The sequence below is a fragment of the Actinocatenispora thailandica genome (genome assembly GCF_016865425.1).
Taxonomy (GTDB): Bacteria; Actinomycetota; Actinomycetes; order Mycobacteriales; family Micromonosporaceae; genus Actinocatenispora; species Actinocatenispora thailandica.
In genome coordinates this window covers 6,396,523-6,419,126 of the sequence record NZ_AP023355.1, presented here as the reverse complement: position 1 = coordinate 6,419,126, position 22,604 = coordinate 6,396,523, and the positions used below count along the sequence as shown (strand labels likewise).

Sequence of the window (22,604 nt, the reverse complement as noted above, 5' to 3'; positions counted from 1 at the left end):
TAGGAGCGTGAGGTTGCCGCGCTCCCGGAGCACGGTGAACGAGCCGTGAACAGCTCCCACCGCCACGGTGACATGACGCCGGAGTTGCGATGTACCCAACATGAACGCACCCGCCGCCCCACCCGTGGAGAGAGAGCTGTTCGCCCTCTCTCACACCCCTCTCTTCCACCCCACTCCTTTTCTCACCGGCGATCTGCGTTCATCTGTCGGGGATCGGGGCTGGCTTGGAAGCCTCCGGGGTTGGGGTGTGCAGGCCACCTCTGTTCGCCGCTGTACCCCCACATCCGGGGCGGCGCCGGTTCGGGGTTGGGGTGTGGAGGCCACCTCTGTTCGCGCTTTGACCCCGCGTGGGGGATGCGAGGAGAGGGCTTCGCCCCCTCCTCGCGCTCCTTCCCCGCCAAGGGGGAAACGCCCCCTTGGCGATCCCCCACCCAGCCCCCGGTGATGCTGCCCCTCGACGCCGAGCAACCGTCGAACAAGGACGGCTCCCGGCCCGGCCTTGCCCTCACGCCACCGCCCGCCACGCCAACCGCGCGCCGCGTCGAGCCGACCGCGGCGCCCAGGCCGCGCAGACCGACCACCAGCACCACACGAGCTTCCGACACGAGCCAGGCGGCGCCCGGCCCCGGGCACCGGCACCCCGGCCTTCCGAGGCGGGCCAGGCGGTGTCCCGACCCGGGCACCGGGCCCCGACCTTCCGAGGCGGGTCAGGCGGGGTCAGGATCTCGTCTCTGTTTGTCCGGCCGGGGGATCGCTAAGGGGGCGACGGCCCCCTTAGCGGGGGAGGGGTGTGGGGAGGGGGCGAAGTCCCCCTCCCACATTCCCCCACGCGGGGTCAAAGCGGCGCACAGAGGTGGCCTTCACACCCCGACCCGGAACGCACCCACCGGCACGGAAGCGGGCCGTACCCGGGCGGCCGGGCGTTACTGCCAGGCGGGGACGGCGCCGCCGGGATCGGCGATCCAGGCGCGGGTGCCGGTCAGCACGGCGGAGTGCACGGCCCGCGCCAACCGGGCACCCCACGGCGATCGAGGCCCGCCATAGGGCTCGGACCCCCCGTCCGTAGGGCAGTGCACGACGACGGCGTCCGAGGCGGTACCGGTGGCGCGGACGCCGGCCTCGTACAGCGCCTGGGTCTTCGCCTCCGTGGCGGTGACGACGGCGTTGACGAGCGCGGCGGGGGACAGCTTCACCGGCAGCGACACGACGACGTTGATGGTCCCCGGCCGGTAGGGCTCCGGCGGGCGGTACTCGACGGTCTGGTACTCGGCGAAGGCGACCGGCCGGGCGCCGGCCGGGACCTCCCGGCGGAAGTGGCCGTCCGGCGCGGCGGCCCAGGCCGGGCTGGACAGCCCGACCGTGCCGGTCGCGTGCACCCCGCCGTCGACGGCGACGTGGTGCCGGCTGACGTCGACGGCGGTGAGCAGCCCGGCGCCGGTGCCGGTGAGGCCGAGTCCGGTGCCGATCTCGGCGAGGTGCCGGTCCGGGTCGGTCCGGTCGTACCCCAGCGGTACGGTCGCGTTGACCAACCAGTCACGGACGGTGATTCCCCCGCCGAGCGGCCCGGACGAGATGCACAGCCGGGGCGCGTCGAACGTCCAGACGAGTAGCGGGATCGACCGGTTTCGTTCGGTGCGCGCGAGCAACCTGGGATCCATGGCGCCATCCTCACCTGCCGGCGCCGGCCGCGGGCTGCCGCCCCGCGTGCGCACTGAACTGGTGATACGGCAAGATCGGTGGTAGGCCGGGCCACGGGGCACAACTCCGCGCCCGGTTGACCAGGAAACTGACGGCTTATCGACGTTGTGCGTACATCTGCGGCGTTGGTACGCCTAGACTCAACCGCGCAGCGCCGGCTGCGGGGTGGAGGTGCGCGATGGATGATGTACTGGCACGGGCTGGCCTGTTCCAGGGTGTCGACCCTGAGGCAGCCGAAGCGCTCGCCAAGGACCTCGACATCATCGAGTTCCGCAAGGGCGACGTGGTCTTCACCGAGGGTGAGCCGGGCGACAGCCTGTACATCGTGCTCTCCGGCAAGGTGAAGCTCGGCCGCCGCGCCGCGGACGGGCGGCAGAACCTCATCGCGATCATGGGCCCGAGCGACATGGTCGGTGAGCTGTCCCTGTTCGACCCGGGGCCACGCACCGCGACCGGGACCGCGGTCACCGATCTGCGGCTGGCCCGGCTGCGCAAGGCCGCGATGCGGCCGTGGCTGACCAACCGGCCGGAGATCGCCGAGCAGTTGCTGCGGGTGCTGGCCCGCCGGCTGCGCCGCACCAACGACTCGCTGGCCGACCTGATCTTCACCGACGTGCCCGGCCGGGTGGCGAAGAACCTGCTGCAGATGGCCGGCCGGTTCGGCACCCGGGACGGCGGCGTCCTGCGGGTCACTCACGACCTGACCCAGGAGGAGCTGGCGCAGCTCGTCGGCGCCTCCCGGGAGACCGTCAACAAGGCGCTCGCCGACTTCGCCTCGCGCGGCTGGCTGCGGCTGGACGGCAAGAGCGTGATCATTCTCGACCCGGAGCGGCTGGCCCGGCGCGCCCGCTGACCGAACCTCATCATCGTCGCGACCCGGCCCGGGATCCCAGCTCAGGGACCCCGGGCCGGCGCGTGCGCTCACCCCGGCCGGATCGAGGCGGGTGCCTGGCGGGCACGTGAGCGGCACGGTCGGATCGAGGTGGGTGCCTGGCGGGCACGTGAGCGGCACGGCCGGATCGGGGCGGGTGCCTGGCGGGCACGTGAGCGGCACGGCCGGATCGACGCGTGGTGACCCGTGGCTGGCGCGGCGGGCCGACGTGGTCGTGGTGGGCAGGTGAGCGCGCGGTGGGTGCGCGGCGGGTGCGCGGCGGGACGGGGCAGCGGCGGTGCTCAGCCGACCGGTTCCGGCGGCGCGATCGCGGCACCGGCCAGCAACTGCTCGAACGCTGCCGCGCTCGGGCGCCGCTCCGGATCGGTGGACAGCGCCTGGCGGAGCACCGTGAGCAGCGCATCCGGTACGCCGGGTAGCCCGGGGACCGGCTGCTCGTACAGCTCCAGCAGCGCCGCGGTCGTCGGCACGCCGGGGCCGGGCAGCCGCGGCGGATGCCCGCCGAGCAGCGCGTACAGCGTGGCGGCCAGCGAATAGACGTCCCCGGACGGCAGCGCGACCGCATCGGCCACCGACTCGGGCGCCGCGTACGCCGGGGTGAGCGGGTCGAGCGCCTCCCTGCCGTCCCGCTGGTCCAGCAGGACGGCCAGACCGAAGTCGGCGAGCACCGGCGTGCCGAACCGGGTGTGCAGGATGTTGCCGGGCTTGACGTCCCGGTGCAGCACACCGGCCGCGTGCGCGGCGGCGAGGGCACTCGCGATCCGCACCCCGACGGCCCGGACCTGCGCCGGTGACAGCAGGCCCATGTCGTCGGTGTAGGAGCCGTTGCACAGCTCCATCACCAGGTAGGGGTGCCCGGCCGGGCTGACCGCGGCGTCGAACAGGTCGATCACGTGCGGGTGACCGGAGACCCGCCCGGTGGCGTTCGCCTCGTACCGGAACCGCCGCCGATCCCGCTCGGTGTCCAGCGTCCGGTTGTCGATCTTGACGGCGACCGGCCGGCCCACCGACGCCTGCAACGCCCGGTACACGGTGGCGGTGCTGCCCCGCGCGATCGGCACCAGCGCGGTGAGGCCCGGTCCGAGCACCGGCGGTGCGGCAGGAGTCGCGGGATGCATCGACGTCACGTCTCCTCCCCGACCGAACAAGTGCTTAGCCGCACGAGCCTACGGTCTCGACTGCCGGTTTGCCGACCCGCCGGGACGCATCTCGACAACGGGCCGCCGGTGCCGCGGGCCTCGCCCCCGGGCCGGCCGCGAGGCCAGCGGCGACCTCGCGTCGGGCCCAGGGTCTGCTTCGGAACCGTTCGCCCGAAACAGACCCTAGTCGTGTCCGAGGTCACCCGATGTCGTGAACCTGTCAGCCCGGCAGCTCGCCGAGCAACGCGTCGACCCGGGACCGGTCGGCAGTCTGCTCCGTCGCGTACGCCGCGTCGACGGCCAGCGCGGCCTCGCGCCGGGCGCAGTCGGTGTCGCCGGCCGCGGCCAGGCAGCGGGCCAACGCGGCATGCGCCAGGACCCCGCTGCGCACGTCCTCGGCCGGCGAGTCGAGCGCCGCCCGGGCCCGGTCGACCGCCTCGGCGGTGCGGCCGGCGCACAGCAGCGCCGTCGCGTGGATGGCCCCGGCCTGCCGCCGGGACAGCAGCAGCACCGGACGGTCCGGGTCGGCGTCGATCTCGTCCAGCAGCCGCAGCGCCGCCGGCAGGTCACCCTGCGCCCGCCGCGCCTCGGCCAGCAGCGCCATCGGGCCGACCCGCGCCGAGTCGACCACGTCGTACGGCTCGACCAGGTCGAGGGTGGCCCGCGCGTCCCGCTCCGCCGCGACCGGGTCGGACCGGTCCAGCTCGCAGAATCCCCGGATCGTCCGGGACATCCCGAGCAGCAGCGGGTGGCTGGTCTTCTCACCGAACCGTTCCGCCTCGGTCAGCAGCTCGACCGCCTGGTCGATCGCGCCCGCGCCGCGGGCCACCATCGCCCGCGCCACCAGCGCCAGGCCCCGACCCCAGTCGTCGCCCATCAGCTCGAAATCCTGGTACGCCCGCTGCGCGATCCGCTCCGCCTCGGCCAGCCGGCCCAGCTCCGCCGACGCGAACGCGGCGACGCTGCGCAACGTACCGACCGCCCAGGTGTCGCCGACCCGCTCGCCGAACGGCAGGAACGCGCGCGCCAGCTTGTCCGCCTCGGTCAGCCGGCCGGCCAGCATCCGCCCGAACGCCGTCGTACCGCGCACCCAGGTGCGGCCGGTGTCGTCGTCCAGCTCGGCGAACAGCTTCGCGGCCCGGCCCAGCGCCCCGTCCGCACCGGCGAAGTCGCCCCGGCTGGTCGTCACCCAGGCGAGGTACTGCAGCGCCCAGGCCTGGTTGCGCTTGTCCCCGGCCTCCTGCGAGACCTTGTACGCGTCGGAGATCTGCTCCTCCGCCTCGGCGAACCGGCCGGACAGGTAGTCGCTCATCGCCAGCTTGCACAGCGTGGTCGCCCGCTGCTGCGGCAGGTCGGCCGAGCCGGCCGCCTGCAACGCGGCCCGCCAGGACGCCCGCGCCTGCTCCCGGTTGCCCAGCGTGCGGTAGGCGTCGCCGGCGAGTAGCAGCGCGTCGATCCGCACCACGTCGCTGATCGCCCCCGCCGCGACCTGCTCCGCCTCCTCCCGCGCGTCGTTCGCGCGGCCCAGCTGAAGCAGCGCCTGCGCCCGCACCAGCCGGTCGGCGACCGGCAGGCTGCCCCCGCCGGTACCGCCCGCGACCCGGGCGGCGCGGCCGGCCAGCTCGACGGTACGGCCCGGTTCGCCGTCGTCGAGGGCGCGGCCGGCCATCCGGGACAGCGCCGCGGCGCCGAGCGGCGCCACCGACCGGGCGTCCGCGTCGTCGCGCAGCCCCACCTCGTCGGCCAGCAGTACCGCCTTCTCGGCGTGCTCGGCGACGAACGAGTCGTCACCCAGCGTCTCGCCGTCGGCCGGCGAGTAGGTGCCCTCCGAGTGCACCCGCTGCGCCGCCCAGCGGGCCAGCCGGGCGTGCCGGTCGGCGAGGTCCGCCTTGCCGATGCCGGCGTAGGCGGCCTCGCGCATCAGCGGCGTGGTGAAGGTGAACTCGTCCCGCCCGGTGCGGCGCAGCATGTTGCGGGCGACCAGGTCGTCCATCGCCTTGTCCTGGTCCGCGTCGGACAGCTCCGGTGACAGCGGCGACAGCGACGACACCGGTACCGTGTCGCCGACCACCGCCGCGTCCCGCAGCACGGTCCGGGCGGTCGGGGACAGCGCGTCGATGCGGGCGGCGAGCACCGCGGCCAGATCGCGGGACAGCAGCCGGCCGCCGAGCGAGCCGGCCGCGAGCGACCAGCCCACCCGGCCGTCCTCGCCCGGTTCGCCGTCGTCGACCAGCCGGCCCCGCTCCATCAGCAGTGTCACCAGCTCGGCCAGGTAGAACGGGTTGCCCTGCGCGGTGGCGAGCAGCCGGCCCTCGTCGGCGACCGACAGCGACCCGCCGGACAGGTACGCCCGCAGCAGCCGGCTCGCGTCCTCACCGCGCAGCGCCGGCAGCGGCGCCAGCTCGGCGTCCGGGATCCGGGACAGCAGCCCGGCGGTCCGGGTCAGCTCCGGCCGACCGAGCAGCAGCACCAGGACCGGCCCGGTCAGCCGGGAGATCATCGCGCCGAGCGCGGCCAGCGACTCGCTCGTCGCGTCGTGCACGTCGTCCACGATCAGGACCAGCGGCGACTCGGCGGCGAGCACGTTGAGCAGGTCGGCCACCGCGGCCGGGACCGCCTCGCCGGCGTCCCCGCCGGTACCGGCCGGGCGCTCCATCCGGTTCGGCAGGTCGCCGTGCCCGAGCAGCGCGAGCAGCAGGTCGATGGGCAGCCGCGGCGCGTCGCCGGGCTGCTTCGCCGCCAGCCGGTACAGCCGGGACTGCGCGGTGGAGCGGCTCGCGCCGCGCGGGCTGCCGTCCTCCCGGGACAGGCCGGCCGCCTGCCGGACCAGGTCGGCGAGCGGCGCGAGGCGGCGGCGCTCGCCGTACGCCTCGCAGCGCACCGACAGCACCCGGGCGCCGTGCTCGGCGGCCCGCCGCCCGGCCTCGGCCGCGAACCTGGACTTCCCGACGCCGGCCTCCGCGGTCATCACCAGGGTGCGCGGCTGGCCGCGGTCGATCACCTCGTTCAGCCGGCCGTCGAACCGGCCGGCCTCCGGCTCACGGCCGATGAACGGCGCCTCGTCGCCGAGGCCGGACCGGGTGCCCGGCGCGTCCCGCAGCCCGAGCAGCTCGTACGTCTCGACCGGCTCGCGCTTTCCCTTGAGCCGCAACGGCGGCAGCCGCCGCCACGCCGCCCGCTGCCGGGTCGCGTGGTAGGTCGTGGAGCCCGCGTACACGGTGCCGACCTGTGCGGCGTCCGCCAGCCGCGCGGCGGTGTTCACCGCGTCGCCGATCACCGTGTACTCGAGGTTGGCCTGCACCCCGGCGACCACCTGGCCGGTGTTGAGCCCGACCCGCAACCCGAGCGGCACGCCGCCGCCCTGCTCGGCGTCGAGCACCCGGCGCACCGCGCGCTGCATCGCCAGCGCGGCCCGGACCGCCCGGTCGGGGTCGTCCTCGTGCGCCACCGGCGCGCCGAACACCGCCATGATCCCGTCGCCGGTCAGCTTGTCGACATGACCGCCGAACGTGGTGACGGCGCCGGCGAACGCGGCGAGCACCCGGTCGGTCACCGAACTGACCCGCTCCGGATCGAGATCCTCCGACCACGCGGTGAAGTCGGACAGATCGCCGAACAGGATGGTCACCACGCGCCGCTCGGTCGCCGGCGCGGCCGCCACCGTCGGCAGCCGGCTCCCGCAGTGATGGCAGTAGCGAGCGCCGGGCACGGCGACGGTTCCACACACCGGGCAGGTCACGTGCGGTCCAACGGCTCGAAGGGTGGATTGTGTTCCCGCTCACGTGCCGGCTGGTGCGAAGCGGGACCGCCGGACCGCGGCCGGTCCGGCCACCCCACGCCCAGGTGCGCGAGCTGCGCGCGGACGGTCAGCTCGGCGGCCGGCCGTACGTCCGGCGCGATGTCCGGATAGACCCGCGCCAGCACCGCGTCGACGTCGCCCGCGCCGTCCGCGAGCGCCGCACGCACCTGGTCGAGCCGGGCCCGCCGGTGCGCCAGGTAGAAGCCCGCGGCCGCGGCGCAGTCGGCGAGCGCCGGCCCGTGCCCGGGCAGTACGGGCAGGCCGGCGCCGAGATCGCGGAGCCGCTCCAGGCTCGCCAGGTAAGCGCCGAGATCGCCGTCCGGCCACATCACCACGGTGGTGCCGGCGCCGAGCACGGTGTCACCGGTCAGGATCAACCGCTCGTCGCCGCAGCTCACCAGGTAGCAGGTCGATTCGGTGGTGTGGCCCGGCGTCGCGACGATCTCGACCGTCAGCCCGGCGGCCCGCAGGGTCTCGCCGTCCGCCGCGCCGGCCGAAGGTCGGTGCAGCCGGGTGGTCGGCGCCAGCTCGCGGAACCGGTCCAGCCCCTCGACGTGGTCCGGATGGTCGTGCGTGATCAGGGTCAGCTGCGGCTGCTGCGCGGCCAGTGCCGCCAGGTGGGCCTCGTCCGCCGGCCCGGGATCGACGACGACGCAGGTGTCGTGCCCCGGGGCCCGCAGCACCCAGGAATTGGTCCCGGTGAGCGTCATCGGGCCGGGATTCGGTGCCCGGAACAGCCGGACCCATCCGGGCAAGTCGGCCAGTGGGGTCGTCGCTGAACCGGTCAACCGAACCCCCGCCCGGGGGCCGGCGAGCTGATCGTCCGGCTCCGCGCTGCCCACGGCAGAGATCGTACGGCCTGCGAGCGCGATCACCCACCCTGCCGTCCGACATCCGTCATCGTCGGCCGAGAGTCGCCTTGCATTCTTTCCGAAATTCCGGAATGCACCGACGAATCCTCGCCGCCGGGGCGGCCGTCACGTTGATCATCGGCCGCCCGCGCGGGCGCCGGACGGGCTCACCACCGGTACCGGCCGGGTCACCATCCGGGCAGGTCAGGGCGCGATTCGGGCGATCACGTCGATCTCGACCGGGGCACCCTTCGGCAGCTCGGCCACCCCGACCGCGGCGCGGGCGTGCTGCCCGGCCGGCCCGAACACCGCGCCGAACAGTTCACTCGCCCCGTTCACGACCAGCGGCTGGTCGGTGAAGCCCGGCGCCGAGGCGACGTACCCGGTCACCTTGACGATCTGCCGGACCCGTTCCAGGTCGACCACCGACGCCAGCGCCGCGACGCAGTTCACCGCGCAGGTCCGGGCCAGCGCGGCGGCCGCGTCGGTGGACACCTCGGCGCCGACCTTGCCGGTGCCGGCCAGCTCGCCGGCGACCACCGGCAGCTGACCCGACACGTACACCAGGTCGCCGTCGACCAGCGCCGGTACGTACGCCGCCACCGGCGCGGCGACCTCCGGCACGGTGAGGCCCAGCTCGGCCAGCCGGTCCGCGACCGTGCCCATCAGGACTGCTCCACGGGCCGCTTGAGGTAGGCGACGAGGCTCTCCGGGTTCGGTCCCGGAATCACCGCGACGAGCTCCCAGCCGTCGGAGCCCCAGTTGTCCAGGATCTGCTTGGTGGCGTGCACCAACAGCGGCACCGTCTGGTATTCCCACTTCTGCATGCGGTCAGCTTAGGACGCCCTGGTCGGAGGCCCCGGCCGGCTCCACCGAATCGGCCGGCACCGCATCCCGGCGCAGCCGCGACCAGGCCAGCGGCGCCAGCTCGGCCACCCCGAACGCGACCTCCATCGCCAGGAACGGCCACAGCACCGGCGCGAACCCGTGCGCCAGCGCCGTCGCCTGCCACAGCGCGAACAGCGCCCGCGCCGCCCCGTCGTACCCGCCGTACCGGTGGCTCGGCCGGCGCAGCCGCAGCACCGCCCAGACCACGACGATCGACCCCAGCAGGTTCGCGTACAGCACCTGGGCCGGTTCGAGCGCGGGCAGCGTACCGAGCCCGAGCCGGTCACCCAGCCCGGACAGCGCGGCGTGCACCAGCGGATAGCTCCACGGCGTGCAGAAACCGGCGGTGACGACCAGGTCGTAGCCGGCACTCGCGCGCACCACGCGCAGGTACCTGCGTTCGGCCGGTCCGGTGACAGCGGGCATGGGGTACCTCCAACCAGTGGTGATGCCCGGCGCGCCGGGCCAGTTGGCCGGATGCGCCGGTGCGGGCGCATCCGGCGGCCGCAGGCGGACCGTAGGGGGCGGAGTACGGTCCAAGGTCAAGTCCGGCGGCAGGGGAGCGGCGTGCTGATCGGTGAGGTGGCCCGGCGGGTCGGGGTCAGCAAGGACACCGTCCGGCTCTACGAGCGGCTCGGGCTGGTGCGCGGCAGCCGGCTACCCAACGGGTACCGGGACTTCCCGGCCGAGGCGGTGACCTGGCTCGGTTACGTACGCACCGCGCAGGCGCTGGGGTTCACCCTGGCCGAGATTTCGCGGCACGCGGACACGCTGAGCCCGGCGCCTTCGGACGCACCGGCGGTGTCGGAGCTGGTCGCGGCGAAGCTCCGGCTGATCGACGCGCGGATCGCGGAGCTGGCCGCGCTGCGGGCCGAACTCGCCGGCCGGGTCGGTACCGACTGCCCGATGCGGCCGATACCTCGACCACCGGGCGGCTCGGCACGGTCGGGTGGACCGGCTTGCCCGACGGCTTAGGGTGACGGGCATGACCGCGCCGTACCCTGCCCCGACACCGCCGGCGCCGCCCGGACCGACCCGCACCAGGGCCGGCACGGTGACGGTGTTCGTCCTGATCGGTGTCGTGCTGATCTGCCTGGGCCTGGGTACCACGGGGTACCTGCTGGTCGTGAAGGTGGATCCGGGGGCCAAGCAGCCCACCGGGGCGGCGTCCGGGCTGCTCGACGCGATCTTCGTGCAGCAGGACGAGAAGGCCGCCGAGCGGTACGTGTGCGCCAAGCAGCGGGACGCCAAGTCGGTGCAGCAGCTGCTCGACCAGGCGGCCCAGTACCAGCAGGCCGGCAGCAAGGTGACCTGGAGCGACCTGACCCAGACCGCGCGGCACGGCGACCAGGCGACCGTGACGGCCGTCCTGCACCTGCGCCGGAACGTCGGCGGTCAGGACCGCACCGACCAGCAGAAGTGGCGGTTCGCGGTGACCGACGAGCGCGGCTGGCGGGTCTGCGACATCCGCACCGGTCGATGACCTGCCGCTCCCGGGTACGCTCGGGAGCGTGCCGCGACCAGCCGACAACGCCGGGCCGGCCGATCCGTCGGCCTGGCCCCGTGCCCGACTGCACGTCGTCACCGGCAAGGGCGGGACGGGCAAGACCACGGTCGCCGGGGCCCTCGCGCTGGCGCTCGCCGCCGACGGCCGCCGCACCCTGATCGTCGAGGTCGAGGGGCGCCAGGGCCTCGCCCAGCTGTTCGACACACCCCCGCTGCCCTACGCGGAGCGCCGCGTCGCGGTCGCGCCGGGCGGTGGCGAGGTGCGCGCGCTCGCGGTGGACGCCGAGGAGGCGCTGCTCGACTACCTCGACATGTTCTACCGGCTGGGCACCGCCGGCCGGGCGCTGAAGCGGCTCGGCGCCATCGACTTCGCCACCACCATCGCGCCGGGCCTGCGTGACGTGCTGCTCACCGGCAAGGTGAAGGAGGCGGTCACCCGCACCGAGCAGGGCCGCCGGGCGCGCGGCCGGACGTACGACGCGGTGGTGCTGGACGCCCCGCCCACCGGCCGGATCGCCCGGTTCCTCAACGTCACGGCGGAGACGGCGAAGCTCGCCAAGGTCGGCCCGATCAAGACGCAGAGCGAGGGCGTCGCGGCGATCCTGCGGTCCCCGCTGACCGCGGTGCACGTGGTCACCCTGCTGGAGGAGATGCCGGTCCAGGAGACCGCGGACGCCACCGCCGAGCTCGCCGAGCTGGGCATGTCGGTCGGCTCGGTCATCGTGAACGAGACCCGCCCGGCGCTGCTCGACGGCGCCAAGGTGACCCAGGCGGAGCTGCGCCGCGGGTTGACCACCGCGGGGCTGCCGGCGGACCGGGCCACGGTGGCCGGCCTGGCCGCCGAGGTCGCCGAGTACCGGTCGCGGCTCGATCTGGAGCGCCGGCTGCGCGACGAGCTGGCGAGGCTCGACCGGCTGATGCTGGAGCTGCCGCTGCTGCCCGACGGTATCGACGTCTCCGCGCTGTACTCGCTGGCCGAAACGCTGACCAAGCAGGGGGTGGTGGCGGCATGACCGCGGTCGACGACGTGCTGTCCGGCCGGCCGGCCGCCTCGCCCACCCTCGACGTGGACGCGATCATCGGCGACCCGTCGGTTCGGATCGTGGTGTGCTGCGGTTCCGGCGGGGTGGGCAAGACGACCACCGCCGCGGCGCTCGGGCTGCGCGCCGCCGAGCAGGGCCGCCGGACGGTCGTGTTGACGATCGACCCGGCCCGCCGGCTGGCGCAGTCGATGGGGCTGACCGAGCTGTCCAACACCCCGCGCGAGGTGGCCGGGGTCGACACCGGCAACGGCGGTGCGCTGTTCGCGATGATGCTGGACATGAAGCGCACCTTCGACGAGGTGGTGCTCGCGCACACCGACCCGGCGAAGGCGCAGGAGATCTTCGCGAACCCCTTCTACCAGGCCATGTCGTCGACCTTCGCCGGCACCCAGGAGTACATGGCGATGGAGAAGCTGGGGCAGCTGCGGGCCACCGACGAGTGGGACCTGATCGTGGTGGACACCCCGCCGTCCCGGTCCGCGCTGGACTTCCTGGACGCGCCGCAGCACCTGGCCAAGTTCCTGGACGGCCGGATGCTGCGGATGCTGCTGGTCCCGGCCCGAAACGGTGGCCGCTCCGTGCTGCGGCTGATGACCGCCTCGTTCTCGCTGGTCGGCCGGGCGTTCATGAAGGTGCTCGGCACCGAGCTGATCTCGGACGTGTCGACGTTCGTGTCCTCGCTCGACTCGACGTTCGGCGGGTTCCGCCAGCGCGCCGAGCGCACCTACCGGGTGCTGCAGCACCGTGAGACGGCGTTCCTGCTGGTCGCCGCGCCGGAGCCGGACGCGATCCGGGAGGCGACGTACTTCGCGGAGCGGTTGTCCGCCGACCGGATGCCGCTGTCCGGCCTGGTGCTGAACCGAGTGCACCAGGTGGCGGCGGCGCAGCTGTCCACCGACCGCAGCCTCGGCGCCGCCGAGTCGCTGACCGCCGCCGCCGAGTCGCCGCAGACCGCGGCCGCGCTGCGGATCCATGCCGGGCTGCGCCGCCGGGTGGCCCGGGAGCGGTCCGTCGCCGAACGCTTCGCGCTGGCGCATCCGCAGGTACCGCTGTCGGCGGTGCCGGCACAACCGGCGGACGTGCACGACCTGGACGGGCTGCGCGCGGTCGGCGCCGCCCTCGGCGACGCGCACTGACCCATCGCCGCGCCGGCCCCGCCTGCCCTGGGCACCGGGGCCCGCTGCCCTGGGCACCGGAAGGCGCCCGGCCGCGGCTGCCCGGGACACCGGAAACGCCCGGCCGCGGCTGCCCGGGACACCGGAAAGCGCCCGGCCGGTGTGGCCGGGCGCCTCCTGTTGGTCGTGTCGGATGCCGGGTGACAGCTCCGTGGCCCGTTCGTTTCCCCCCGTACGGGCCGATCATGTTCGCGTCCGGAACGACCTCCGGTTGTTCCCCCACCGATCCGATCCACGTCCGGGTCCCCCACCCGGTACGTCGATGCGGAGCGGTCGTGTCAGCCGGCCAATGCCGCGGTGACCGGCGTCCGCTGGTTCTTCAACGCCGTCTCGAAGACTGCCCGCCAGCTTCGGATCTGCGGGTGCCGACGCAGTAGCGCCCGGCGTTCCCGTTCCGTCATGCCGCCCCACACGCCGAACTCGATACGGTTGTCGAGCGCGTCTGCGAGACACTCGAACCGGACCGGGCACGACCGACAAACTCGCTTGGCGATGTTCTGTTCCGCTCCCTGTACGAACAGTGCGTCCGGGTCCCCATCCCGGCACGCGGCACTTGTTGCCCATTCGGCGTTCAGCCCCATAACCCAAGACCCCCCTCTTGGTCCCCCTGCCGAGCCACCGTCGTGGCCCGCTGGTGTGGGTTGGAGCTGCCCCCGTGCGCAGACTAGATACTGATCGCCCCAACCACAACAGCCTGTACGGGCTTCGTCGCTCTCAAGCGTGAGAGATCGGCCAACCCGTCGCCCCGTCATGATCCTCTGTAGTCGCTCGGTTACGCAACGTCGTCGGAGGATTTTTCTTCGCGAATCTCGGCTCGCCCGCGATGGTGACCTTCGCTACGCTCTCGGGCCGGCACGCAACCGTCCAACGCCGCACGCCGTCTGGTGTTACGGGGGTGCGTGCCGCGATGCCCGACATCGCAGCGGCCGCGCCCGCTGGGTCGATCGACCGGCGAACGGCCGGGTTCGGCCCTCCTGGGCGCTCAACCGACCGCGGTTGGGCCAGTAGACGTCACGTACCCTGGGACGGTGATCCGGATGCGCGAACACTCCCTGCTGTCCAACGCCGCGTCATTGCTGATCTGTGGTCTGCTTGCGGGCGTTGTGGTGGCCGCCGCGGCGTTTCCGGCGGTCGCCTTCGGCGGACTCACCGCCAAGGCCGGCTCCGACTCGTTCGAGAACCTGCCGAGCGATCTCAAGATCGCCCCGTCCCAGCAGATCTCGTACCTGTACGCGAAGGACGGCAAGACGCTCATCGCGCAGATGTACGACGAGAACCGCAAGGACGTGCCGCTCAGCCAGGTCTCCAAGAACATGCAGCGGGCCATCGTCGCGGCCGAGGACACCCGCTTCTACCACCACCACGGCGTCGACCTGAAGGGCGTGATGCGCGCCCTGGTCGCGAACGGGCAGAGCGGCCAGGTCCAGCAGGGTTCGTCCACGCTGACCATGCAGTACGTGCGGAACGTGCTCAAGAGCGACCCGAACCTGACGCCGGAGGAGCAGAAGGAGGCGCTCGCCGACACCCCGGCCCGCAAGCTCAAGGAGATGCGGTACGCGGTGGCGCTGGAGAAGAAGCTGACCAAGCAGCAGATCCTGGAGCGCTACCTCAACATCTCCTACTTCGGGCACGGCGCCTACGGGATCTACGCGGCCAGCAAGACCTACTTCTCCAAGCCGCCGAGCGAGCTGACGGTGCCCGAGGCGGCCATGATCGCCGGTCTGGTCCAGTCGCCCGACCAGTACGACCCGACCAAGGACATGAAGGACGCCACCGCGCGGCGCGACTACGTGCTCGGCGCGATGGCCAAGATGCACTACATCAGCACCGACACCGCCCGCAAGGACAAGAAGGAGCACATCAAGCTGCACGTCAGCCAGGAGGAGAACGGCTGCAGCAGTGTCCCGGACAACCACAACGACTGGGGCTTCTTCTGCGACTACCTGCAGAACTGGTGGTCGCACCAGAAGGCGTTCGGCGCCACCCCGGCCGAGCGGGTGAAGAACCTCAAGCAGGGCGGCTACAAGATCATCACGTCGCTGGACCCGAAGGTGCAGCAGACCGCGATGGAGCAGTCCACCAGCGTGTACTCCAAGGACAACCCGCTGGCCCTGCCGATCGCCGCGGTCCAGCCCGGGACCGGGCGGGTGCTCGCCCTCGCGGTGAACCGCAACTACAGCTACGCGAAGAACCCGCACGGCCAGAACGGCTACCCGAACACGGTGAACCCGCTGATCACCGGCACCGGTGACGCGGTGCACGACGGCGGCTACCAGACCGGCTCGACGTACAAGATGTTCACCATGCTCGCGGCGTTGGCCGACGGCAAGCCGCTGGACACCGGCTTCGACGCGCCGATCCAGTACAAGACGCACTACCCGGTGGGCCAGGGGCCAGCCGGCTGCCCGAACGGCAACGGCGGCTACGACTACTGCGTCAAGAACGACAGCGACAACAACTACTTCGCCGGCTACCGCAACATGTGGACCGGGTTCGCGCACTCGGTCAACACGTACTTCGTCTGGCTGGAGGAGCAGGTCGGGCCGCAGAAGGCGGTCGACATGGCGAAGAAGCTCGGGATCAAGTTCAAGGGTGACCCGAACCAGGGGTACACCCAGAACCACTCGGCGACCGACGCCTACCTGGCCAACCACGCCGACCAGTGGGGTGCGTTCACCCTCGGCGTCGCCAGCACCTACCCGCTGGAGCTGGCGAACGCGTACGCGACGGTCGCCGCGGACGGCAAGTACTGCGCCCCGCTGCCGGTCATGAAGATCATCAACAACGAGGGCAAGGAAGTCTCGGCCGGCAAGCCGAACTGCCACCAGGCGATCGACAAGGACGTGGCGCGGGCCGCCACCGACGCGACCCGGTGCACCGTCAACAACACGCCCTACTACGGCAGCTGCAACGGACCCGGCGGCAGCAACGGTACGGCGAACGCGGTGGCCGGCTGGCTCGGCGACCACCAGTTCGGCGGCAAGACCGGTAGCTCGGAGAACAACGCCACCGAGACGTTCGCCGGGATCACCACCCAAGTGGCCGCGGCCGGAACGGCGGTCGACCCCGCGAACCCGCACAACTACGTCGGCGGCGGCGTCTCCAACTCGGTCGACGAGGCGGTGACGAAGGTCATGCAGACGGCGCTGAAGGGCAAGAAGCCGATCGACTTCAAGAAGGAGTCGAAGAAGATCGCCTACGGCGACAAGGGCTACCTGCGCCAGCCGCCGCCGGAGAAGAAAAAGAAGAAGGACGACCCCAAGCACCCTGGCGGCGGCGCCAACCCCGGTGGCGGCACCGGGCACGGCCGCGGCGGTACCGGTGGCACCGGCGGGGCGCCTGGCCGTTCGGCGAGACCCCGCAGAGCACCACCACCTCCACCGGCCGCCGCAACTGACGGCTGGTCCCCGGGCCCCGGCCAGCCGGCCGGGGCCCGGGGACCGCGGTGCCTCCGATCAGCCGACCGGGGACCGCGGCGGTGCCTCCGATCAGCCGGCGGCGAGCTGCCGTTTCACCTCGGCGGCCACCCGCTTCCCGTCGGCCCGGCCGGCGACCTTCGGCTGGATCTGCTTCATCGCCTGCCCCATCTGGCGCGGCTCGGTGAAGCCTCCCGCGGCGAGCTCGGCGGCGACCAGCTCGGTCAGGTCGGCGTCGGACAGCTCCGCCGGCAGGTAGCGGGCCAGCACCTTCGCCTCGTCCCGCTCCCGCTGCGCCGACTCGGTCCGGCCGGCACCGTCGAACGCCTCCGCCGCCTCCCGGCGCTTCTTCGCCTCCTTGGTCAGCACCGCCAGCACCTCGTCGTCGGACAGCTCGGTCGCCGTCGTCCCGGACGTCTCGGCGGTGCGTACCGCGGTCAGCGCCATCCGCAGCGTGTCCCGGGTCAGCCCGTCCTTGGCCTTCATCGCCGCGGTCATGTCCGCGCGCAACCGTTCGTTCAGAGAACTCATCGGTCCATGATCCTCCCGCCCCCGGTACGGGCCGGTGCCGCATCGGAGGGGCCCGCCGCGCCGACCTCGGAGCTGTCGCCGGGCGCCAACGGTTCTCCCTGCCCAGACCTCTACAGTTGCGACATGCGGACCCGGACCAAGCTGCTCGCCGCCGGTGTGCTCACCGCGGGCGCGGCCACCCTCGCGTACGCCAGCCTGATCGAGCGCAACCGTTTCACGCTGCGCCGCTACGACGTGCCGGTGCTCGCGCCGGACGCCGAGCCGCTGCGGGTACTGCAGATCTCCGACCTGCACATGATGCCGGACCAGCGGCGCAAGCAGGACTGGACCGCCGGCCTCGCCGCGCTCGACCCCGACCTGGTCCTGCTCACCGGCGACAACATGGCCCACCCGGGCTCGCTGCCCGGCGTGCTGCGGGCGCTGCAGCCGCTGCTGACCACCGCACCGGGCGCGTTCGTCTTCGGCTCCAACGACTACCAGGGGCCGATCCTGAAGAACCCGTTCACCTATTTCAACCCGAATCGGGTGTACCGGCAGGGTGTGCACCTGCCCGTCGAGGACCTGCGCGACGTGCTCGCCGCGCACGGCTGGGTCGACCTGAACAACGCCCGCAGCGTACTCAAGGCCGGTGGCCGCACCGTCCAGCTCGTCGGCGTCGACGACCCGCACATCGAACGTGACGACTACGCCGCGGTCGCCGGCGACGCCGACCGGGTCGCCGACGTACATATCGGGCTGACCCACTCGCCGGAGCCGCGGGTGCTCGACCCGATGTCCGACGACGGCTTCGAACTCATCGTCGCCGGCCACACCCACGGCGGCCAGGTCCGGATGCCCGGCGTCGGCGCCCTCGTCACCAACTGCGGCCTGGACCGCCGGCGCGCCCGTGGCCTGCACCGGTACGGCGCCTCCTGGCTGCACGTGTCCGCCGGCCTGGGCACCAGCCCGTACGCCCCGGTGCGGTTCGCCTGCCCGCCGGAAGCGACACTGCTCACCCTGGTACCCCGGTCCTGACCGCCCTCGGTCCGCGGCGCGGAGCGGGTTCCGCCGAGGCCCGTCCGTTCATGGGACCCCCGCGTTCGCGCCGGGCCACGGCGGTCGGCTAGTATTGCCCCGCACCACCGGGGTGTGGCGCAGCTTGGCAGCGCGCTTCGTTCGGGACGAAGAGGCCGTGGGTTCAAATCCCGCCACCCCGACGCATGGTTGAGGCAGTTCAGCGGGCCTGACGGATCATCCGTCAGGCCCGCTCTGTGTGTCCGAGCGCCCGGTCACCACGACTCCGGCAGCAGGGGGGTCGACGGCGAAGTGGCCTCCTACTGCGTGACACCGGGCGGGTCGAGGACGATCATGCCAACGAGCCCGTGATGCCGTGCGGGGGTGGGTTCCGGTATCCGTTCCGAGCGAGGGGCGAGGTACCCCTGCCGCCCGGTCGAACGGCGGAAACGCCCCGGCCCGTACGGGGGCCGGGGCGTCCGGTGCTGCCCGCGTCAGCTCTGCTGCGGGAGCAGGGCGGTGAAGTGCTGCGCCACCTTGAGGATCTTGACGATGTCGATCGAGGCGAGCGTCCGGCCGAACTCGGCCAGTACGTGCAGGGCGGCCTCGGCCTCGGGGGCGCGCAGCTGGCTGGGCAGGGTGTGGAAGACCTTGGCGCCGTCGCTGCTGAGCGGGTCGATGACGTCGAGAAGATCGTTGAACTGCGGCAGGTTCGCGCTGGCCTGGTAGACGGTCAGCCCGGTGATCAGCAGGGCGAGTACTGCGGTGCCGGCGGCTCCGCCGCTGGTGAGCAGCTTCGCGATGGCGTCGGGTGACGGGCCCTGGCCGGTGGAGACCTCGCCCGCGATCTCGGTGACCGCCTCGGACAGCGGTCCGCTCTGCTCGACCAGCGTCGCGATTTCCTTGGTGTCCAGGGCCATGGCGACGTCCACCAGGTCGCCCAACGCCGCAGCCGCCTTGCGCGCCACGTCGGGCGCGATCGACGGATCGTTCTTGGTGATCATGTTGACCAGCAGGGTGGTGAGCTTCGCCTTCGGGATGTTGCTGCTGCCGGTCCCGAAGCCGGTGTTCGCGATCAGCTCGCGGAGCACCTGGTTGAGCTTGTCGGTCTCCGCTTCGAGCTGCGTCGCGTCGCTGCGGGAGTTGCCGACCTGCTGCACGCGTACGGAGGTTCCGGTGCCGTGCAGGTTCGCCGCTTCCCAGCGCATCACGGCGGCGCGGGCGTCAGCCGTGCGTGCCGTGCCCGGATGGGCGGCGGCGGGCGTACCGACCAGGGCGATAGCGCCCAGGCTCGCGGCGACCACGCCGGCCACGATCCTCGTTGCACCCTTCATTCGTGCCTCTCTCCTTCTGTCCGACGGCTCCCGGACGGGGAGCCGTACCCACACCTGCGAACCGCAGGTGAGCCTTGTCGTCCTCAGAGGCGGGTGACGGTGGCGCTGGCGCAGCGCACGCTGGCGGATCGCAGCGTCGCCAGGTCGGTGGAGGACCAGCTGCCGTCGTGGAAGGCCATCGGCGTGACCTGCAGCAGCACGTTGCCGCGGAGCACCTGGACGTAGAGGATCACGGTGCCGGACGAGCCGTCGCTCACGTCACTGCGGTACGAGCAGGCCCGGTCGCCGACGGTCGCGCTCCTCGTCGGCCCGCTCTTCTTCCCGCCACCGCCGCCGCAGAGGGCGTCGTACCGGCTGCGCGCCTGGCTCGCGCTGCCGAAGTACCGGGCGTCCGCGGTGACCGCTGCCAGCCCGGCCCGGTCGTAGGCGCCGAACGACCGGCTCGCCCGTACCTGGGTGACGCCGCCGTGGGCCGACGTGCTGCCGGCCGCGGGTTCGGTGGCGCTGCCGTACGCGTGCTCGAACGGCGACCAGTCGACCTTGTCGCGGATCTCGGCCGGCGGCCGGTGCGCGGGCGGCTCGCTCCGGTGCGTGCCGCGGTGGCTGGCCCGCGGTGAGGCGGAGGGCGGGCCGCTCCGGGCATCCGCGGTACGGGTCGGGGCCGGTGACGTGGTCGCCACGCTGCGGCTCGCGACCTGCCGGGCACCCTCGCTCCGGTCCGGCCGGGTCAGCACGACCGCGGTGACCGCGACGATCGCCACCAGCAGCAGCGCCCCGCCGCCGAGCACCCCGACCCGGCGGCGCCGGGTGGATCGGTCGCCGCTGCCGACCCTGGCCGGTTCGGCCGGGAGGTCGGCGCCCGGTGCGCCGGCGGGCTCGTACGGCGGGCGGGGGCGACCGGCGGAGTCGTCCGGCGGCTCGGGCCGGTCTGCGCGGCACGCTGCGTGGGGCCGGTCTGCGCGGCACGCTGCGTGGGTCCGATCGGCGCCGTCCGGCGGCTGAGTCCGGTCGGCGCCGTCCGGCGGCTGGGTCCGGTCGGGTCCGGCGCCGGCGGCACCGTCGCGGTACGGATGGTCGGGGGGCTGCGTCACGTCGACACCTTCAGCTCTCGGTCTGTGTCCTGGCACCGCCGGCCGGGCCGACCGGCGGGGTGCGGGCGGCCGGTGACCCGCCGGGTCACGTGTCCTGCTCGGTGACCTGGCCGCTGCGGTCCTCGGCCGTCTGGTGCGTCTCCTCCGGCGCCGCGCGGGTACCACCGGGGGCGCGGGGCGGGCCGTCGGCGCCCGGAACGAGGCCGGCGGGGAGCACGCCAGCAGCGCGCAGGAGCCGGCCAACGGGGATCTGCATGGCACCCACCACAGCCGTCCGGCATGGTGTCCGGCAACGGTTCGCGCCGTCCGGACGTGATCCGGACGGCGATCCGGACCCCGCCGGGGCCCTGTCCGGACGCGATCCGGCCAGCGCCGAACGCCTCCGGACGGATGATCTTGCCCGTTCTGGACTTGATGGGATACTCCTGGGCAATCCACATCGGTAAGGAGAGTCGCGCGATGGACGTCACCCCCGAGCGTCGTCCCGACCCGTCCGCGGCCACCACGGCCGCCGAGTTCCTGGCCGCGCTCCGCGGGCTCCGGGCCTGGGCCGGGCAGCCGTCGCTGCGGGCGATGACCGCACTGGCCGGCGTCGTCGAGGTGCCCAACCGGCCGCCGAACGACGTGCTGCCGGTGAGTACGTTGTCGGACAACCTCGCCGGGAAGCGGTTGCCGAACCTGTCCCGCGAGTCGTTCGTCGAGGCGTACGTGCGGGCCTGCCTGCGGGCGTCCGGCGCCGACGACGCGGCGACCGCGGCGGCGGTGGAGGAGTGGTGCGCCGCCCGCCGCGCCCTCGCGGCGCGGATCGCCGCGCCCGCGGTGCCCACCGCGGCGGCCGGATCCGACCTGGCCGCCGAGCCCGCCACGTCGAGCGCCACGAGTACGGACCGGTCCGACCTCGCCGGCCCGGCGCCCGAGGAAACGCCGGACGACCGGCCGACGGAGGCGGGATCGTACGCGGTGGGGCAAGGCGGCGCAGTGGGAGAGAGCAGCCCGGGTTCGGGCGCTGCGGGGGAAGTGGAGGGCGGCGGCTCGGGCGGCGTGGTGCGCGCGGGTGGCCCGGGTTCGGGCGCTGCGGGGGGAGTGGAGGGCGGCGGCTCGGGCGGCGTGGTGGGGTCCGGACGGCTCCGGCCGGTACGGCCGACCGAACGGCTGCCGCGGCAGGAGCGGTCGCGGGTCCGCCGGCTCGCGGTCGTCGGAATCGCCGCCGCGGTGGTCGCGGCCGGCGTCGCCGTCGCGCTGCCGATGTTGTCGGCACCGGAGCGCGGTGCGCCGGCTCCGCCACCTGCGGCGAAGCCACCGGTGTCGCGTTCTGCCGCGACGCCGTCGTCCCGGCATCCGACCGGCGCGGTGCCGAACCGGGGGGTCGGGAGACCGCCGTCGCCGTCCGGCACTGGCCGGGAGACCGCCTCACCGACGCGCCGGCCGACCGCGACGCGGCAGGCGTCCGCCTCGCCGTTCCCGTGGGAGTCCGGGTACCAGTGGTCGCCGAGCTGCCCGTGGTGTTCCGGCTATCCCAGCTCGTACCCGTCCGCCTACCCGACGGCGAACGCCGCCGCGGGGTCGTAGCGCCGCGACGGCCGGGCCGGGGACGTCAGCTGGCGCAGTCCTGGTTGTCCATCATGGAGATGGCGAGGACCGTGCCGCCGTCGAACGCGAACCGGTACTGCGCGGCCGGGTTCCCGGGCACCGGTGCGACCTTGGTGCCGTTGTGGGAGGGGGCCAGCTTCGGGTACGCGGCCTGCACCTGCGCCAGGGTCGACCCGGCGCCGATGTGCTGCGGGGTACGCACCGCGCGCGGCGCCGCGATCACCACCACCCCGCGGTCCGGCGAGACCATCGCGAACGCGTCCTGCACGGTGCCACCGGTCAGCGGGTACTCGGTGCACCGGTCGGCTTCCGGCGCGCGGGTGGCCGGGGTGGCCAGCATGCCGGTGGCGGTGGCCTGCCGGGTGGTCATCCCGAAGTGCAGCGGCCCCAGCCCGGTCGGCCCGAGCACCAGCCCCGCCGGCAGCGTGGCCTGCGACGATGCGCTCGGTGCGTGCGACGGGCCGCTGGAGGTGCTCGCAGGCGGGGCGCCGCTCGGCGTGCCCGCGTGGTGCGCGCTCGCGGTGCCGGGGCCGCAGGCCGTCATGGTCAGCAGTGGCACGACCAGCAGACCCACCAACGCATTTCGCCGCACCGTCACGCCTCCCGGCTTGCCGGGCGGGCGATCCCGCCAGGGACGATCACCCTATCGCGTACCGCC

Annotated in this window: 20 protein-coding genes, 1 tRNA gene and 1 pseudogene; 9 read left to right on the top strand and 13 right to left on the bottom strand. The window is 73.5% G+C overall.

What is annotated here, in order from left to right; translation table 11 throughout:
* Positions 1 to 923 precede the first annotated feature (923 nt).
* Positions 924 to 1,658, bottom strand: a complete 735-nt coding sequence (locus tag Athai_RS28735) for an adenosylcobinamide amidohydrolase (RefSeq protein WP_203964378.1) — start codon at positions 1,656 to 1,658, stop codon at positions 924 to 926.
* A gap of 218 nt (positions 1,659 to 1,876) precedes the next feature.
* On the opposite strand from Athai_RS28735, the gene Athai_RS28730 reads away from it, so the two are divergent.
* Entirely contained in the window at positions 1,877 to 2,551 is a 675-nt protein-coding gene (locus tag Athai_RS28730) for a Crp/Fnr family transcriptional regulator (RefSeq protein ID WP_203964377.1), read from the top strand.
* A gap of 320 nt (positions 2,552 to 2,871) precedes the next feature.
* Here Athai_RS28730 and Athai_RS28725 read toward each other — a convergent pair whose 3' ends face one another.
* The 6 genes from Athai_RS28725 to Athai_RS28700 all read right to left on the bottom strand — a co-directional run bounded on the left by Athai_RS28725 (position 2,872) and on the right by Athai_RS28700 (position 9,693).
* The gene (locus Athai_RS28725) at positions 2,872 to 3,708 is read right to left on the bottom strand and encodes a serine/threonine-protein kinase (RefSeq protein WP_239157486.1); all 837 of its coding nucleotides are present in this window, start codon (positions 3,706 to 3,708) and stop codon (positions 2,872 to 2,874) included.
* Between the two features lie 241 nt (positions 3,709 to 3,949).
* Complete coding sequence (locus Athai_RS28720; protein WP_203964375.1) at positions 3,950 to 7,468, bottom strand: adenylate/guanylate cyclase domain-containing protein; 3,519 nt, start codon at positions 7,466 to 7,468, stop codon at positions 3,950 to 3,952.
* Positions 7,465 to 8,316, bottom strand: a complete 852-nt coding sequence (locus tag Athai_RS28715) for an MBL fold metallo-hydrolase (RefSeq protein ID WP_338028190.1) — start codon at positions 8,314 to 8,316, stop codon at positions 7,465 to 7,467. Before Athai_RS28715 ends, Athai_RS28720 begins: the two co-directional genes overlap by 4 nt.
* Positions 8,317 to 8,583: 267 nt before the next feature.
* Positions 8,584 to 9,048: a RidA family protein gene (locus Athai_RS28710; RefSeq protein ID WP_203966394.1), complete on the bottom strand. Its 465-nt coding sequence runs from the start codon at positions 9,046 to 9,048 to the stop codon at positions 8,584 to 8,586.
* Positions 9,045 to 9,206 carry a Sp36 family protein gene (locus Athai_RS28705; RefSeq protein WP_157035221.1) on the bottom strand — a complete coding sequence of 54 codons (162 nt, stop codon included), beginning with the start codon at positions 9,204 to 9,206 and terminating at the stop codon, positions 9,045 to 9,047. Before Athai_RS28705 ends, Athai_RS28710 begins: the two co-directional genes overlap by 4 nt.
* Before the next feature lie 4 nt (positions 9,207 to 9,210).
* The gene (locus Athai_RS28700; protein ID WP_203964373.1) at positions 9,211 to 9,693 is read right to left on the bottom strand and encodes a hypothetical protein; all 483 of its coding nucleotides are present in this window, start codon (positions 9,691 to 9,693) and stop codon (positions 9,211 to 9,213) included.
* Positions 9,694 to 9,834: 141 nt separating this feature from the next.
* Here Athai_RS28700 and Athai_RS28695 point away from each other — a divergent pair, with 141 nt between their 5' ends.
* From Athai_RS28695 to bagB, 4 genes are read left to right on the top strand one after another with little or no spacing between them, the layout of a single operon-like run.
* A complete protein-coding gene (locus Athai_RS28695) occupies positions 9,835 to 10,242 on the top strand; it encodes a MerR family transcriptional regulator (RefSeq protein WP_203964372.1) in 408 nt (135 codons plus the stop codon).
* A gap of 10 nt (positions 10,243 to 10,252) precedes the next feature.
* Positions 10,253 to 10,750, top strand: a complete 498-nt coding sequence (locus Athai_RS28690) for an Rv0361 family membrane protein (protein WP_203964371.1) — start codon at positions 10,253 to 10,255, stop codon at positions 10,748 to 10,750.
* A 28-nt stretch (positions 10,751 to 10,778) separates the two neighbouring features.
* The gene (gene bagA, locus Athai_RS28685; RefSeq protein ID WP_239157229.1) at positions 10,779 to 11,786 is read left to right on the top strand and encodes an ATPase BagA; all 1,008 of its coding nucleotides are present in this window, start codon (positions 10,779 to 10,781) and stop codon (positions 11,784 to 11,786) included.
* Entirely contained in the window at positions 11,783 to 12,952 is a 1,170-nt protein-coding gene (gene bagB, locus Athai_RS28680) for an ArsA family ATPase (RefSeq protein WP_203964370.1), read from the top strand. Before bagA ends, bagB begins: the two co-directional genes overlap by 4 nt.
* A 317-nt stretch (positions 12,953 to 13,269) precedes the next feature.
* Here bagB and Athai_RS28675 read toward each other — a convergent pair whose 3' ends face one another.
* Positions 13,270 to 13,572, bottom strand: coding sequence for a WhiB family transcriptional regulator (locus Athai_RS28675; protein WP_203964369.1), 303 nt, complete (start codon positions 13,570 to 13,572; stop codon positions 13,270 to 13,272).
* Between the two features lie 456 nt (positions 13,573 to 14,028).
* Here Athai_RS28675 and Athai_RS34540 point away from each other — a divergent pair.
* Positions 14,029 to 16,014, top strand: a pseudogene (locus Athai_RS34540) (transglycosylase domain-containing protein); the annotation flags it as partial.
* 465 nt (positions 16,015 to 16,479) lie between these two features.
* Here the strand turns inward: Athai_RS34540 and Athai_RS34535 are convergent.
* A complete protein-coding gene (locus Athai_RS34535) occupies positions 16,480 to 16,938 on the bottom strand; it encodes a GatB/YqeY domain-containing protein (protein WP_239157485.1) in 459 nt (152 codons plus the stop codon).
* Between the two features lie 6 nt (positions 16,939 to 16,944).
* On the opposite strand from Athai_RS34535, the gene Athai_RS34530 reads away from it, so the two are divergent.
* Both Athai_RS34530 and Athai_RS28665 read left to right on the top strand, forming a co-directional pair.
* Positions 16,945 to 17,952 (top strand): metallophosphoesterase, encoded by a 1,008-nt coding sequence (locus Athai_RS34530; protein WP_338028189.1) that lies wholly within the window; start codon positions 16,945 to 16,947, stop codon positions 17,950 to 17,952.
* A gap of 108 nt (positions 17,953 to 18,060) precedes the next feature.
* Positions 18,061 to 18,134 (top strand) — tRNA-Pro (locus Athai_RS28665).
* A 291-nt stretch (positions 18,135 to 18,425) separates the two neighbouring features.
* On the opposite strand, the gene Athai_RS28660 is transcribed toward Athai_RS28665, so the two are convergent.
* The 3 genes from Athai_RS28660 to Athai_RS28650 all read right to left on the bottom strand — a co-directional run bounded on the left by Athai_RS28660 (position 18,426) and on the right by Athai_RS28650 (position 20,612).
* Positions 18,426 to 19,265, bottom strand: a complete 840-nt coding sequence (locus Athai_RS28660; RefSeq protein WP_203964367.1) for a hypothetical protein — start codon at positions 19,263 to 19,265, stop codon at positions 18,426 to 18,428.
* 83 nt (positions 19,266 to 19,348) lie between these two features.
* Positions 19,349 to 20,356 (bottom strand): hypothetical protein, encoded by a 1,008-nt coding sequence (locus Athai_RS28655; RefSeq protein WP_203964366.1) that lies wholly within the window; start codon positions 20,354 to 20,356, stop codon positions 19,349 to 19,351.
* An 85-nt stretch (positions 20,357 to 20,441) separates the two neighbouring features.
* On the bottom strand, positions 20,442 to 20,612 hold the full coding sequence (locus Athai_RS28650; RefSeq protein ID WP_203964365.1) for a hypothetical protein: 171 nt from the start codon (positions 20,610 to 20,612) through the stop codon (positions 20,442 to 20,444).
* Between the two features lie 203 nt (positions 20,613 to 20,815).
* Here Athai_RS28650 and Athai_RS28645 point away from each other — a divergent pair, with 203 nt between their 5' ends.
* Positions 20,816 to 21,925, top strand: a complete 1,110-nt coding sequence (locus Athai_RS28645) for a hypothetical protein (RefSeq protein ID WP_203964364.1) — start codon at positions 20,816 to 20,818, stop codon at positions 21,923 to 21,925.
* Positions 21,926 to 21,950: 25 nt separating this feature from the next.
* Here Athai_RS28645 and Athai_RS28640 read toward each other — a convergent pair whose 3' ends face one another.
* Positions 21,951 to 22,520: an RAD23 family protein gene (locus Athai_RS28640; RefSeq protein WP_203964363.1), complete on the bottom strand. Its 570-nt coding sequence runs from the start codon at positions 22,518 to 22,520 to the stop codon at positions 21,951 to 21,953.
* Between the last annotated feature and the right edge of the window lie 84 nt (positions 22,521 to 22,604).